Genomic DNA, 14,378 nt, shown 5'->3' on the forward strand with positions numbered 1-14,378 from the left:
CTTACTGCCTTTTATTAATAACCTCGATGGTGCTTGCTACCACACCGTCCAGCGGCTGATCGATATCAACCACTAATACATCTTGCTCGTCCGCACCCGGCTCTTGCAGAGCTTCAAACTGGGTGACCAGCATCTGGGTTTTGAAGAAGTGACCTTTACGCGCCTTCAGACGGCTTTCAATCACCGCAAAATTGCCCTTCAGATAGATGAAAGAGAGATTCGGGTTACCGTCACGCAGCAGGTCGCGGTAGGTTTTTTTCAGCGCAGAGCAGACAATCAGCGACACTTTATTGGTGCGCTGCATGGCAAAGGCGGCGTCATTCAGCGCCTGCAGCCAGGGCTTACGATCGTCGTCGTTCAGCGGCTCGCCGGCGGCCATTTTCGTGATATTGCTGCGCGGATGGAGGAAGTCACCATCAAGAAACGCAGCATGGAGTTGATGCGCCACTTCGCTGGCCACCGCAGATTTACCGCTACCGGAAACGCCCATCAGGACGTATACGTGGTGATCGTGGTTAGTCGTGCTCAAAGGGAGTCCCTCGGTCAATTGTTACGGGTAACTGTTATCGGTAACATTGTCCTGCCGGGGCTATGGAGAAGCAATATCCAAAGGTGCGAGAAATGAATAAGTGTGAGCTACTTCAAATTTGTCACACTAAATGGATCCACCCGGTGACAAGGTGAAACCTAAATCTAACATTTTCGGCGTCACCGCTTCCCCACGAATACGCGCCAGCAGACGTTCTGCACCGATGCGGCCCATACGCTCGCGCGGTGTTAACACGCTCGCCAGACGCGGCTCCATCACCTGGCCGATGTCGTGGCCGTGGAAACCGGCAATGGCCATATCTTGCGGAATTTTTAACCCCAGGCGCTGGCATTCGAAGGCCGCGCCAACCGCAAGGTCATCGTTAGTGCAGAAGATACCGTCGAGCTGCGGATACTCGCGACGTGCCTGACGCATCAGTTCAATACCGGAAGTGTATGAGGAAGATTGTTCCACCATCACGCTGTAGGGCGTTAAACCGGCATCGAGCATCGCCTGCTCATATCCCTTCTGTTTGATGATAGTACGTTCATCAAGACGTGCGCCAAGATAGGCGACGTGACGATGACCACGGGCAATAATGGCTGCGGTCATCTGCCGGGCCGCTTCAAAGTTATCGAAGCCAACGGCAATGTCGAGACACGGCGACTGGCTGTCCATCAGCTCCACCACCGGGATACCCGCTACTTCAATCATTTTAAGGGTACGCGGAGTGTGAGTACGTTCCGTTAAAATCAGGCCGTCGATGTTCCAGGAAAGCATGGATTCAAGACGCTCTTCTTCCAGTTCCGGTTTATACCCATAGTGCGCAAGCATGGTCTGATAACCAAAGGCATCCGTCACGCTTTCAATACCGCGTAGGACTTCGGCAAATACCTGGTTAGTTAAGGAAGGTAACAGGACACCCACCGCGCGGCTGGTGGCATTCGACAGAATATCGGGTGCGCGATTGGGGATATAGCCCAGTTCATCCAGAGCAGCGGCAATCTTGCCACGCAACGCCACGGAAACCTGTTCCGGGTTACGTAAAAAGCGGCTGACCGTCATTTTGGTCACACCGACGCGATCGGCGACATCCTGAAGTACGGGGCGTTTCTTTTTCATCGTCCTGAGAAATCGGTAGGGAAAGATTCCTTCAGTTTATCACGGACAAAGCTCAACCTTCCCCGTTTAAAGGGAAGGTTGAGTAATTATTTATACCGGTGGCAGATCGAACAGCAAGATTTCACTTTCGCTGTCGGCATGCACAGAGAGTGCCTGCTCATCCCAGATAGCCAGGCCATCGGCCGTGGTCGCTTTGGTGCCGTTGATAGACACTTCGCCTTTCACCACCTGGATCCAGACGCGGCGGTTAGCGGCAATCTGATGAACAGACTGTTCGTCTTTCGCCAGCGCCCAGCGGTACAGCTCCATATCCTGATGCACTTTCAAAGACCCATCACGCGCATCCGGAGAGAGCACCAGCTGTTTGCCCTGCTCTGCATCAAAGCGGCGCTGTTCATAGCGTGGCGTGATGCCGGTTGTCTCTGGAATGATCCAGATTTGATACAGGTGCAGTTTGTCTGTTTTGCTCGGGTTGTACTCCGAATGACGCACGCCGGTACCCGCGCTCATAATCTGGAACTCACCTGCCGGAACCTGCTCTTTGTTGCCCATGCTGTCCTGGTGCTCTACCGCCCCTTCCAGCACATAGGTCAGGATCTCCATGTCTTTATGCGGGTGGGTACCGAAGCCCTGGCCTGCATCAATCACGTCATCGTTAATCACCCGCAGTGCCGAGAAGCCCATAAAGTTCGGGTCATAATAATCGGCAAACGAGAAGGTGTGCCATGAGTCCAGCCAGCCATGATTTGCGTGACCACGTTCGTTAGCTTTGCGTAAGAAGATCATCTGTTTTTACCCCAGTTCGTTTCGATGGAGTAAGTGTGGACGCAATCGACCTGGGATCATAGAGGGTGAAAATTGACTCCTCTGTTCAAAATCATTGAACAAGAACAAAGGAGCCAGAACTGCTTATTTGGCGAGGGTTACCGTGGAGGGTGATGCCTGTTCGAAGGCCCGTTCCAGGATTTCAAGATTGGTGAGAACTTCAGTTTCCTTGACGTAATTCGGCACGCCATTGCTGAGGGTGTCATACAGCGCATCGTAGACCCGACCGTAGTCCCCGATTTCCGGCGCAAGCGTCTCTTTTACCGTCTCGCCCGCCTCGTTGACATACTCCAGCACCCCTACGGAGTCATCCGCCGCGAAGCCCGCTTCGCCCGGCATGATATTGGCCTTCAGGCTGGTCTCCTGTTGGTCGATGCCATATTTGATAAACGAGCCCCGGGTGCCGTGCACGATAAATTTCGGGTAGTCGATTTTCACCAGATGGCTGGTTTTGACGATGGCTTTCAGGTCACCGTAGAACAGCTGAGCCTCGAAGGTGTCATCCGGGTTGGCTTTGTTGCGCAGGCTGCGGATGTCATAGGCCACATGATCCGGGCGGCCAAACAGGGAGATAATCTGGTCCATGGTGTGTACGCCCAGACCGTAAAACGAGCCGTCCTGCGGCAGGCCCGGTTTGGTCTCTACGACCGGGCGGTAGTAATCGAAGTGGCTTTCAATTTCGACAATGTCACCCAGCTTGCCGCTCTCAATCGCCTTCTTCGCGGTCAGGAAGCAGCTGTCGAAGCGGCGGTTCTGATACGGCGTGACGGTCAGCCCTTTGCTGTTTGCCAGCGCGAACAGCTCTTTTGCTTCCGCAATGGTCGGGGTGAAGGGTTTTTCCACCAGCACGTTTTTACCCGCTTCCAGCGCACGCTTCGCGTAATCAAAGTGGCTATCCGCATGGGTGCAGACAATCACCAGTTTGACCTGCGGATCCGTTAGCACTTCATCGAGATCGCTGGTGAAGTGGATATGAGAATATTGCGGGGCCTGCTCTTCGGGCTTTGCGCTGCGGCGAAAGATATGGGCGACATGCCAACTCTCTTTCCGGTTAAGAACGTAAGGCAGATGATACCGGGTGGTGCTTTTACCAAAGCCAATAAAGGCGCAATGTAATGTCATCATGTTGTCCTGATTCAGAAAACTGCTTTAACCATAGCGCAACCCGCGGGTGAATTTAATCAGACCGCTTCACCCTTTCACGATCCCATGCGCTTAAACGCGTTAACAGAGCGGCTAATAGCAGGCTTTGTCCATTCCTAAAATGCGGGCAACAGCTTGACCTGAAGAGAGCGAATCCCGATAAATACTAGCCAAAACCACATGGTCGCTAAGGGAGTAGCTACGCATATGGCTGGCAATTATTTCGCGTTAAATATCGCGCTGGTTTTCTGGTTTCTCACACTGATCTGCTGGACCTTATCAGCCACCCTGCCGGCGCAGATATTCGGCGCGCTCTCCTTACTCCACTTCACTATCCACGCTTTTTCTAATCAGGTTAATCGTATGTTTAAGAAGAAAAAATCCGAAGAGATCGAACAGCCCGTTATCTCCCGTCCCGCCCCCGTTGAAGTTCGTGAAAAAGAGCCGACCGCGACGGAGAAACAGGCCACAACGGTTATCGCCAGCGACGTCTGCTTTGAGGGAAATATCGTGGCCGGCGGCCACGTCTATATTCACGGCACGCTGAAAGGCAATGTTGATGCCAAAGAGAACCTGATCAAGGTGATGCGTGGCGGTGTGATTGAAGGGAATATTAGCTGCCGTGAGCTGATCATTGACGGCAGCGTGAATGGCCAGTGCACCTGCGACATCGTAGATATTTGCGAGAATGGCCATGTCACCGGCACCCTCACCTACCGCACGCTGGCGGTGAAAAAAGGCGGTACTTTCTCTGGGCAGGCGGAAGTGATGCCCCTGAAGATTGAGAAGACCAACGTGGTGGGATTGACGCCAGAGGTGGCTGAAAACGCGGTCGAGGCAAAATCGCAGGCAAAAAAAAGCCAGCACGCGGCTGGCTAAAATAATACTGGAAGCAATGTGAGCAATGTCGTGCTTTCAGGTTCCCGTAGTGGTCTTCCTGAATGCAGAGCAATAATAATCATTCTCATTCGCACTTGTCCAATACTTTTTGCAAAAAAGGTGGGTTGACTCAAATTTTAAAGTCACTGATGTTAAAGAGGACATTAACCTACAGAGGATGAAGGAATGAGTGAGATAGTGATACGCCACATTGAAGCCAGCGATGCCGCCGCATTACGCGAGATCATGACGCATCCGGAGGTGTATCAAGATACGCTACAACTTCCTCACCCCTCTCTGGAGATGTGGCAAGAACGCGTGGCCGCCAGGCCGGGCAGGCGCCATCTCGTCGCCTGTCTGGAAGAGCGCGTGGTGGGGCATATGGCACTGGATGTAATGGAAAATCCACGCCGTAGTCATGTTGCAACCTTCGGCATCAGCGTCGCCGCGGATATGCAGGGACGGGGTGTGGGTCGCCGCCTGATGAGCGAGATGGTTAACCTGTGTGATAACTGGTTACGCATTGAACGTATTGAACTGACGGTGTTTGCCGATAATCCCGCCGCCGTCGCGCTCTATAAAAGTTTCGGTTTTGAAATCGAAGGGACCGGCAAGAAATTTGCCCTGCGCAACGGGGAGTATGTGGATGCGTATTATATGGCGCGGATGAAGTAAGCCTCCCCCCTCACCCCGGCCCTCTCCCCAAAGGGGCGAGGGGGAAAAGACCGCACCGGGCAAATACTCTCCCCATAGGTGCAGACCGCACCGGGCAATCCCCTCTCCCTTAGGGAGAGGGTTAGGGTGAGGGGAAAACATCAATACCCGGCCGTCAAATCATCCACCGAACGCGGATCCGATGCCCCATACAGCTCACCGTCCGGCCCGACCATGATGCTCTGAGTACTACCCATCGCCTCTTTCACCACCACTTTCTGCCCGCGCTGCTCCAGCAGTTTCAGGGTATCCGGGCTAAAGCCCTTCTCCACGCGCAGCTCGTCCGGTAGCCACTGGTGATGGAAACGCGGGGCGTTGGTCGCTTCGGCAACGTTCATCCCGAAATCGATACTGTTAACCACCATCTGCAGCACGGTGGTAATAATGCGGCTGCCGCCAGGGCTGCCGGTCACCAGCCAGGTCTTACCGTCTTTTACCACGATCGTCGGTGACATAGAGGAGAGCGGGCGTTTCTTCGGCCCCACCGCATTCGCATCACCGCCCACCAGACCATAGACGTTCGGCACGCCCGGTTTGGCCGAGAAGTCATCCATCTCGTTATTCAGCAGAATACCGCTGTTGCCCGCTACGATCCCGGTGCCGAAGGTGGTATTGAGCGTGTAGGTCACCGCCACCGCATTGCCCTCTTTATCCACCACCGAGAAGTGGGTGGTCTGGTTACTCTCATAAGGGGCGAGCTTGCCGGGGCGGATCTGGCTCGAAGGTTTAGCTTTATTGATATCGATCTGCTCCGCAATGGATTTGGCATAGGCTTTACTGGTTAGCGCCTGCCACGGCACCTTCACAAAATCGGGGTCGCCGAGATACTCCGAACGGTCAGCGTAGGCGTATTTCTCCGCCTCGGCCATTACCTGCATCGCATCCGCGCTGCCGAAGCCAAATTTGTGCATGTCGAAACTTTCGAGAATGTTGAGGATCTGCACGATATGGATCCCCCCGGACGAAGGCGGCGGCATTGAGAACACCTGATAGCCGCGATAATTGCCGCTGACCGGTTCGCGCTCAACGGCTTTGTACTCCGCTAAATCCGCTTTGGTGATAAGCCCGTTATGCTTCTGCATCTCGTCGGCAATCTGGTCGGCAATGGCTCCTTTGTAGAAGGCGTCCGGGCCGTTTTCCGCAATCAACTCCAGACTTTTAGCGAGATTCGTCTGCACCAGCTTGTCGCCCTTTTTCAGCGGCTCGCCCTCTTTCCAGAAAATGGCCTTGCTGTTTTCATGATTCGGAATCACTTCGCTGCCGTAGGTTTTGAGATCGTCCGCCAGGGCGTCATTCACCACAAAGCCATCACGCGCGAGCTTAATGGCAGGCTGTACCACTTTGTTTAGCGGCAAGGTGCCATATTTTTCCAGCGCCAGCGAAAAGCCCGCGACGGTGCCTGGCGTGCCGGTAGCAAGGTGTGAAGTGAGCGATTTTTTACTGTCCGGATTGCCCTGATCGTCCAGGAACATATCGCGCGTGGCCTGAGACGGCGCCATTTCACGGAAGTCGATGGCGGTCGTTTTCCCGTCTTTGGTGCGCAGCATCATAAAGCCGCCGCCCCCCAGATTCCCCGCCTGCGGGTGGGTCACCGCCAGCGCATAGCCCACGGCGACGGCCGCATCCACGGCGTTACCGCCCTGCTTCAGGATATCGACCCCCACCTGCGTTGCCAGCGCGTCTACCGAGGCGACCATTCCCTGCTTCGCGCGCACCGGATGGAAGACATCCTCCTCTACGCCGTAAGAGACGGGAGGCGCCGCGGGGGGATTGGCTGCCACGCTAAAGGTGCCGCCTGCCATCAGGGCAGCAATGGCTACCCAGCGTAAAAACGTTGGTTTTATCATTGTTGTTCTCCAGGTGAAGGGACCCATATTCCCGTTTAAGCCTGGTTCACAACTCCTAAAAAATCATCGTAGTGACGGAATAGAGGTAAACTTAGAGGAGACCTCAGAAGGGGGAAATCACAATGAAACGACTTCTTTTACTGACGACGTTATTGCCTTTTGCCGTGCTGGCACAGCCGATTAATACGCTGAATAACCCTAATCAGCCGGGTTATCAGAATCCGAGCCAGCAACGGATGCAGACCCAGATGATGAACCAACAGCAGCAACAGAAAGGGATGCTGAATCAGCAGTTGCAGACGCAGACGCGCATCCAGCAACAGCAGCTGCAAACGCAGATGAATAACAATACGCAGAGGATCCAGCAAAGCCAGCCGGGTGTGCAGGCGTTACCCAACACCAACGGCGGCATGCTCAACAGCACCACCAGTCAGAGCGGCATGCAGCAACAGCATATGTTGCCGCAGCAGCAGAATGGTACCCTGCTTAACCAGCCGTAAAGTTCGGGCCTATCTGGTCAATGGCATCGGTGCAGATGCAATCCACTCCCCAGCGCAGCAGCTCGGCTGCACGCTGGGGTTTGTTGACGGTATACACCAGGATATGCAGCCCCGCCTCTTTCAACGCCTTAACCCGTGCTTCATCCAACAGCTTGTGGTTTAAGTGAATCGACACGCATTGCAGGCGGGTCGTTAACTCGCGCCAGTCTTCACGCCATTCATCCAGCAGCACTCCGCGCGGCAGTTCCGGAACGGCGGCCTGGGCCGCCTCGAGCGCGTCAATATCAAACGACGATAGCAGCGGTGCGGTCATCCCTTCCCACAGTTGACGTGCGGCGAGGGCAATCACTTTTCCCGTGAGCGGCCCGGTGCCGGTCGTGGGTTTGATCTCAATATTGGCCATCATCCCGTGTTGACGACAACGGTCCGCCACCTCCGCTAACAGCGGCAGCGGTTCGCCTTTGAATTCACCGCTGTACCAGCTTCCGGCATCCACTTTCAGCAGGTCACGCCACGGCAACTCCCCTGCTACGCCCCAGCCGTTGCTGGTGCGCTCCAGGTTATCGTCGTGCAGCAGAAAGATTTCGCCATCTTCCGACAGCTTGGCGTCAAACTCGATCATCGTATGGCCGAAACGCGCGCCGGTGTCGATAGCCGCCAGGGTGTTTTCTGGAGCCAGTTTACCGCCGCCACGGTGGGCGACGATGTAGGGATAAGGCCAGTTACTCATAGTCGTTGTCCTGTTTCACCATCAAAGAGATGCAGGTGGTTTTCCGGCAGATGCAGCCATAGCGTGCTGCCTGCTTTAGGGCGTTCCTGATGGGCCAGACGCACCACCAGCTTTTGCTCGCCCCACCGTCCGTGCGCCAGGTTGTCTGCCCCCAGCATCTCGAGCGTGTCCATCACCAGCGGCACACCCCCGTCCGCCTGAGAGGTTAAACCGATATGTTCCGGGCGGATACCGAGCGTCATTTTACGCCCGGCGTAACCACGATAGTACCAGTTGATGGGCAATGCCATCCCGCTTTCCAGTTCAAAGTGGGTGCCCGCGCTGCTGATACGCCCTTCCAGCAGGTTCATCGCCGGGCTGCCGATAAAGCTCGCCACAAAGCGGGTGGCCGGCTTCTCGTACACTTCCACTGGCGTGCCAATCTGCTCGGCAATCCCTTTGTTCATTACCATGACCCGCTGGGCGAGGGTCATGGCCTCCACCTGATCGTGGGTCACGTATAACGAGGTAGTTTTCAGGCGGCGATGCAGCTGCTGTAGCTCGAGACGCATCTGCACACGCAGCTTGGCGTCAAGGTTAGAGAGGGGCTCATCGAACAGGAACACCGCCGGATCGCGCACGATGGCGCGCCCCATCGCTACGCGCTGACGCTGGCCGCCGGAGAGTTCACGCGGGCGACGCTTTAGCAGGCCGTCCAGCTCCAGAATGCGCGCCGCCTCTTTAACGCGCTCCTCAATATGGCCTTTGCCCATGCCCCGGATTTTCAGCCCCCAGGCCATGTTCTCTTCCACGCTCATGTGCGGATAGAGGGCGTAGTTCTGAAACACCATCGCAATGCCGCGATCTTTTGGCTCCATCTCGGTGACGCGCTGGCGGTCGATCCAGATATCCCCGGAGGTCACGCGCTCCAGCCCCGCCACCATCCGCAGCAGCGTCGATTTGCCGCAGCCGGACGGGCCGACCATGACGATAAACTCGCCGTCCGCTACGTCGAGCGTGAGCGGCTGAATGACCTGGGTTTTGCCATCCCAGCTTTTGGTTACTGCCTGAAGTTTTAAACCTGCCATGTTATTTCTCGCTATCGACCAGGCCGCGGACAAATGCACGCTGCATGGCTAAAACTATGACGACGGGTGGGATAAGGGTGAGCAGCATCGCCGCCATCACCTGGTTCCAGAGGGTGGTGCCTTCGCCGGTGGCGATCATGCCTTTGATGCCTGCCACGGCCGTGCCGAGGTTGACGTCCTGAATAATCAACAGCGGCCACAGGTACTGGTTCCAGCCGTAGATAAAGGTGATCACAAACAGCGCCGCGAGGTTGGTGCGTGAGAGCGGTAGCACGATGTCGCGGAAAAAGCGCATCGGCGAGGCACCGTCGATACGCGCCGCTTCAATCAGCTCGTCCGGCAGGGTCATAAAGAACTGACGGAACAGGAAGGTGGCGGTGGCCGAGGCCATCAGCGGCAGGGTTAAGCCCGCGTAGCTGTCGAGCATGCCGAGGTTAGCGATCACCTCCACCGTCGGGAAGATACGCACTTCTACCGGTAGCATCAGGGTGATGAAAATCATCCAGAAGAAGAGGTTACGCAGCGGAAAGCGGAACCAGACGATGGCGAAGGCCGAGAGCATCGAGACGGTGATTTTGCCCACCGTAATGCCAAACGCCATGATGAAGCTGTTGAGCATCATCAGCCAGAACGGCGCACTGTTGACGCCCACGCCCTGCGTCCAGATAGTCTTCATGTTTTCTAGCAGATGCGTGCCGGGGATCAGCGTCATTGGCGTATCAAACACCGCTTTGGTGTCCAGCGTGGCGGCCACAAAGGCCACGTACAGCGGGAACAGAATAACGACGATCCCCAGAATCAACATGGTATGGCTGAAAATCGTCAGCCCACGACGGTTCTCAATCATTGGTAGCGCACCTTACTTTCAACATAGCGGAACTGCACCACCGTCAGGAGGATGACGAGGAACATGAGCACGACGGACTGTGCAGCGGAGGCCGAGAGATCCAGGCCGGCGAAGCCTTCGCGATAGATCTTATAAATCAGGGTGGTGGTGGCCTGTACCGGGCCGCCTGCGGTGGCGGCGTCGATCACCGGGAAGGTGTCGAAGAAGGCGTAGACCAGATTGACCACCAGCAGGAAGAAACTCACCGGCGCGATTAGCGGCAGGGCAAGACGAAAGAAGCGGCGTACCGGGCCTGCACCATCAATGGCCGCGGCTTCTACCAGCGATCGCGGAATAGATTGCAGCGCGGCGAAGAAGAACAGGAAGTTGTAGCTGATCTGCTTCCACACCGAGGCGAAGACCACCAGGAACATCGCCTGACCGCTGTTCTGCGCATGGTTCCAGTCATAGCCGAGCTCTGCCAGGAAGTGGGTAATCAGCCCGCGCCCGGGATTAAACAGGAAGATCCACAGCACGGCGGCCACAGCAGGCGCCACGGCGTAGGGGAGTAGCATCAGGGTTTGATAGAGGCGGCTACCGCGCACCACGTAATCCACCAGCGCGGCGAAGAACAGCGAGACGAGCAGGCCGCTGACGGTAACCAGCGCGCTGAATTTCATCGTTGTCCAGAATGCGTCGAGGTAATAGCTGTCGTGCCAGAGGGCAGCGAAATTATCCAGGCCAACAAACTGGCTGGAGAGCCCGAACGGATCGACGCTTTGTACCGAGTACCAGAGCGCTTCGCCCGCAGGCCAGATAAAGAAGATAACGGTGATAACCAGCTGCGGCGCGACCAGCAGATAGGGTAGCCAGCGGGAGCGGAACACCGGACGGGATGAGGACATAGTTTAGCTCAGGTAGTTTTTCACCCCTCACCCTAACCCTCTCCCCAAAGGGGAGAGGGGACGATGACACCCTCTCCCCTTTGGGGAGAGGGCCGGGGTGAGGGGATGAGTTTTAATTAAGACTTCGTCGACTGTTCAAAGCGGCGCAGCAGCTGGTTCCCGCGCTCTACCGCAGAATCCAGCGCCTGCTGTGGCGTTTTCTTCCCGGTCCAGACGCTTTCCAGCTCTTCATCCACGATGGTACGGATCTGCGGCATGTTGCCCAGACGCAGACCTTTAGTGAACGGCAACGGCGGCTTGTTCAGCATCTGACGCGTGGCGATATCCGCCCCCGGGTTCTTCTCATAGAAGCCCTGCTCGCGGGTCAGGTCGTAGGCGGCTTTAGTGATCGGCAGGTAGCCGGTCTTCTGGTGCCATTCGGCCGCATTTTCTGGCTTCGCCAGGAAGTCGAGGAACTCGGCCACACCCTTGTAGGTGCCGTTATCTTTACCCTGCATGACCCACAGGCTCGCCCCGCCGATGATGGCGTTCTGCGGCGCGCCCTTCACGTCGGCGTCGTAAGGCATCATGCCCACGCCGTAGTTGAATTTGGCGTAGTGACGGATGTCCGCCAGCGAGCCGGAGGAGGCGGTAGTGATAGCGCAGTCACCGCTGTAGAACTTCTCGGTGGATTCGTCTTTACGACCGAAGTAGCTGAAGTCGCCCTTCTTGTTCAGATCGGCAAGCAGCGCGATGTGTTTTACCTGCTCTGGCTTGTTGAACTCCAGCACTGCGTCGGTGCCGTCGAAGCCGTTGTTTTTGGTCGCCACCGGCAGGCCGTGCCAGGCGCTGAAGTTTTCAATCTGGATCCAGCCCTGCCAGCCGCTGGCGTAGCCGCACTTCATCCCTGCGGCTTTCAGCTTCGCAGTGTACTCAGCGAGATCCTGCCAGGTTTTTGGCGGCTGCTCCGGGTCTAAACCGGCTTTCTTAAAGGCGTCTTTGTTGTAGTACAGCACCGGGGTTGAACTGTTGAACGGCTGAGACAGCAGGTGGCCGGTTTTGGAATCGGTGTAGTAACCGGAAACCGTCGGCACGAACTGGGATTCGTCGAAGTTGATGCCCGCGTCTTTAAACACTTCGTAGACCGGTTTGATGGCTTTCGAGGCCATCATGGTGGCGGTGCCCACTTCATACACCTGCAGCAGGGCCGGTGCGTTGCCGGTACGGAAGGCGGCGATGCCCGCGCTCAGGCTCTGCTCGTAGTTACCTTTGTACACCGGCACAATTTTGTAATCCGGGTGGGTGTCATTGAAACGCTGCGCCAGGGAGTCTACTTCTTTACCCAACTCCCCTTCCATAGAATGCCAGAATGGAATGGTAGTGACAGCCATTGCGTTCGTCGCAAAAGCCAGACCGATTGCCAGACCCAAAGCTGTGTGTCGTAACGATGTCATTGTCATCTCTCTTATTGTGCCGGATGCGCGATATCACGCGTTTTGTGCTCGCGAGGTAACATGACATGCTCGAATGACAGAAAAATAACTGTTTGTTTACAGATAGGTTACAACAAGACGTCAGGGGGATGATGGTTGTGTGAAGGGGATCGTTGCGGTTTGATGCCCTCACCCCAGCCCTCTCCCACAGGGAGAGGGAGCAAACACTAAAAAAGACAACGTGCGTTGCCTTTTTGCTTTTGCCTTGTGCGGTCTGGTGCCCTCACCCCGGCCCTCTCCCACGGGGAGAGGGAGCAAACACTAAAAAAGGCAACGTACGTTGCCTTTTTGCTTTTATCTTGTGCGGTCTGATGCCCTCACCCCGACCCTCTCCCACGGGGAGAGGGAGCAAACACTAAAAAAGGCAACGTACGTTGCCTTTTTGCTTTTGCCTTGGTCTGGTACTTACCCACGCGAAGAGAAGGCTTCGGGCTAACAACGTAGACGCTGGACAACCTCGTCAAGCGTCAAACGTCCTGCCGCTGCCTCAACGGTCATATCCACATAATCGGGATTGGCCTTTAACGAAATACCATTACGTTTGAGAAACAGCAGGGTAATAAACAAAGCCGTTCGCTTATTGCCGTCATTGAAGATGTGACCGCGAGAGATAGCCAGCAGGTGCATCGCCGCCAGCATCCAGACATCGGTAACGCCTTCGTATTCGTACTTATTCAGCACGCGATACAGCAGGGCTTCCGCCCGGCCTGGATCCGGCATTCCCGCAACGCCCGGCGTCACGCTAAGCAGCTTGTCGTGAAACAGCACTATCTCTTCCGCTGAGATAAATTGCAGCGTCATTTATCAGCCAGCTCCCTGATTTCGCTGCCATGAATACCCATGATGGCGTCAAACTCTGCGTCGAGCTTTGCCGTCTGATAACGCTCAAACTCTTCCACACTGATGATCACTGCAGACTTATGACCACGACGTGAAATAGTGACTGGCGTTCCTGCTGCCGCGGACTCGAGCGCGGAGGCAAGATTCTGCCGGGCTTCGCTATAGTTCATTGTACGCATAGAGCCTCCTTTTAAGTACAGGTTTATTGTACAGGTAAGGCGTACAAAAAAGGAGCCAGATGGCTCCTTTTTAAAAGATGAATCTCTCAACCGCCCAAATACGCACTCCGCACGGCTTCGTTCGCCAGCAGCGCGTCGCCGGTATCGGACAGCACCACGCGGCCGTTCTCCAGCACGTAGCCGCGGTCGGCGAGCTTCAGCGCCTGGTTGGCGTTCTGCTCGACGAGGAAGATGGTCATCCCCTCTTTGCGCAGCTGTTCGATGGTGTCGAAAATCTGCTGGATAATGATCGGCGCAAGGCCGAGCGAGGGTTCGTCAAGCAACAGCAAACGCGGCTGGCTCATCAGCGCGCGACCAATCGCCAGCATCTGCTGTTCGCCGCCGGACATGGTGCCGGCACGCTGCACGCGACGCTCCCACAGACGCGGGAAGAGTTCGTATACCCATTTGATGCGGGTCTGAAACTGGTCGCGGTGGGCGAAGAAACCGCCCATCGCCAGGTTCTCTTCCACCGTCATGCGCGAGAAGACGCGGCGCCCTTCCGGAACAATCGCCACCGCTTCGCGCATGATTTTGGCGGTCTGCCAGTCGGTGATCTCTTTGCCGTCGAACACAATCTGCCCGCTGCTGGCGCGCGGGTCGCCGCACAGGGTGCCGAGCAGCGTGGTTTTACCCGCGCCGTTGGCCCCAATCAGGGTGACGATTTCGCCCTGATTAATGTGCAGGCTGACATCGTGCAGCGCCTGGATCTTACCGTAGTGCGCATTGACCTTGTCGAACGTTAACATCGCTTTTTCCAT

Annotated in this window: 16 protein-coding genes; 3 read left to right on the forward strand and 13 right to left on the reverse strand. The window is 56.0% G+C overall.

Going from position 1 to position 14,378, the window contains the following annotated elements; all coding sequences use genetic code 11:
* Position 1 precedes the first annotated feature (1 nt).
* The 4 genes from gntK to JZ655_RS19505 all read right to left on the reverse strand — a co-directional run bounded on the left by gntK (position 2) and on the right by JZ655_RS19505 (position 3,598).
* Positions 2-529 (reverse strand): gluconokinase, encoded by a 528-nt coding sequence (gene gntK, locus JZ655_RS19490; RefSeq protein WP_207292538.1) that lies wholly within the window; start codon positions 527-529, stop codon positions 2-4.
* A 126-nt stretch (positions 530-655) separates the two neighbouring features.
* Entirely contained in the window at positions 656-1,651 is a 996-nt protein-coding gene (gene gntR / locus JZ655_RS19495) for a gluconate operon transcriptional repressor GntR (RefSeq protein WP_040078254.1), read from the reverse strand.
* Positions 1,652-1,741: 90 nt separating this feature from the next.
* Entirely contained in the window at positions 1,742-2,437 is a 696-nt protein-coding gene (locus JZ655_RS19500; protein ID WP_040078253.1) for a pirin family protein, read from the reverse strand.
* A 123-nt stretch (positions 2,438-2,560) separates the two neighbouring features.
* Positions 2,561-3,598 (reverse strand): oxidoreductase, encoded by a 1,038-nt coding sequence (locus tag JZ655_RS19505; RefSeq protein ID WP_207293884.1) that lies wholly within the window; start codon positions 3,596-3,598, stop codon positions 2,561-2,563.
* Positions 3,599-3,826: 228 nt separating this feature from the next.
* On the opposite strand from JZ655_RS19505, the gene JZ655_RS19510 reads away from it, so the two are divergent.
* Complete coding sequence (locus JZ655_RS19510) at positions 3,827-4,498, forward strand: bactofilin family protein (RefSeq protein ID WP_040078251.1); 672 nt, start codon at positions 3,827-3,829, stop codon at positions 4,496-4,498.
* Positions 4,499-4,684: 186 nt separating this feature from the next.
* Positions 4,685-5,173, forward strand: a complete 489-nt coding sequence (gene yhhY, locus JZ655_RS19515) for an N-acetyltransferase (RefSeq protein WP_046886781.1) — start codon at positions 4,685-4,687, stop codon at positions 5,171-5,173.
* A 140-nt stretch (positions 5,174-5,313) separates the two neighbouring features.
* On the opposite strand, the gene ggt is transcribed toward yhhY, so the two are convergent.
* Entirely contained in the window at positions 5,314-7,059 is a 1,746-nt protein-coding gene (gene ggt / locus JZ655_RS19520) for a gamma-glutamyltransferase (protein WP_207292539.1), read from the reverse strand.
* A gap of 122 nt (positions 7,060-7,181) precedes the next feature.
* Here ggt and JZ655_RS19525 point away from each other — a divergent pair, with 122 nt between their 5' ends.
* A complete protein-coding gene (locus JZ655_RS19525; RefSeq protein WP_046886783.1) occupies positions 7,182-7,559 on the forward strand; it encodes a DUF2756 family protein in 378 nt (125 codons plus the stop codon).
* Here JZ655_RS19525 and ugpQ read toward each other — a convergent pair.
* The 8 genes from ugpQ to livF all read right to left on the reverse strand — a co-directional run bounded on the left by ugpQ (position 7,546) and on the right by livF (position 14,378).
* Positions 7,546-8,289 (reverse strand): glycerophosphodiester phosphodiesterase, encoded by a 744-nt coding sequence (gene ugpQ, locus JZ655_RS19530; RefSeq protein WP_207292540.1) that lies wholly within the window; start codon positions 8,287-8,289, stop codon positions 7,546-7,548. The genes JZ655_RS19525 and ugpQ overlap by 14 nt on opposite strands.
* Positions 8,286-9,356 carry a sn-glycerol-3-phosphate import ATP-binding protein UgpC gene (locus tag JZ655_RS19535; protein ID WP_040078246.1) on the reverse strand — a complete coding sequence of 357 codons (1,071 nt, stop codon included), beginning with the start codon at positions 9,354-9,356 and terminating at the stop codon, positions 8,286-8,288. The genes ugpQ and JZ655_RS19535 overlap by 4 nt, the downstream gene beginning before the upstream one ends.
* A gap of 1 nt (position 9,357) precedes the next feature.
* A complete protein-coding gene (gene ugpE, locus JZ655_RS19540) occupies positions 9,358-10,203 on the reverse strand; it encodes a sn-glycerol-3-phosphate ABC transporter permease UgpE (protein ID WP_207292541.1) in 846 nt (281 codons plus the stop codon).
* A complete protein-coding gene (ugpA, locus tag JZ655_RS19545) occupies positions 10,200-11,087 on the reverse strand; it encodes a sn-glycerol-3-phosphate ABC transporter permease UgpA (protein ID WP_040078244.1) in 888 nt (295 codons plus the stop codon). The genes ugpE and ugpA overlap by 4 nt, the downstream gene beginning before the upstream one ends.
* 116 nt (positions 11,088-11,203) lie before the next feature.
* Positions 11,204-12,520: a sn-glycerol-3-phosphate ABC transporter substrate-binding protein UgpB gene (gene ugpB / locus JZ655_RS19550; RefSeq protein ID WP_040078243.1), complete on the reverse strand. Its 1,317-nt coding sequence runs from the start codon at positions 12,518-12,520 to the stop codon at positions 11,204-11,206.
* 471 nt (positions 12,521-12,991) lie between these two features.
* The gene (locus tag JZ655_RS19555; RefSeq protein WP_040078242.1) at positions 12,992-13,360 is read right to left on the reverse strand and encodes a type II toxin-antitoxin system death-on-curing family toxin; all 369 of its coding nucleotides are present in this window, start codon (positions 13,358-13,360) and stop codon (positions 12,992-12,994) included.
* Positions 13,357-13,578: a type II toxin-antitoxin system Phd/YefM family antitoxin gene (locus tag JZ655_RS19560; RefSeq protein WP_207292542.1), complete on the reverse strand. Its 222-nt coding sequence runs from the start codon at positions 13,576-13,578 to the stop codon at positions 13,357-13,359. Before JZ655_RS19560 ends, JZ655_RS19555 begins: the two co-directional genes overlap by 4 nt.
* An 86-nt stretch (positions 13,579-13,664) precedes the next feature.
* Positions 13,665-14,378, reverse strand: coding sequence for a high-affinity branched-chain amino acid ABC transporter ATP-binding protein LivF (livF, locus tag JZ655_RS19565; RefSeq protein WP_046886786.1), 714 nt, complete (start codon positions 14,376-14,378; stop codon positions 13,665-13,667).

Origin of the sequence: Leclercia pneumoniae (genome assembly GCF_017348915.1) — a bacterium.
GTDB classification, from domain to species: domain Bacteria; phylum Pseudomonadota; class Gammaproteobacteria; order Enterobacterales; family Enterobacteriaceae; genus Enterobacter; species Enterobacter pneumoniae.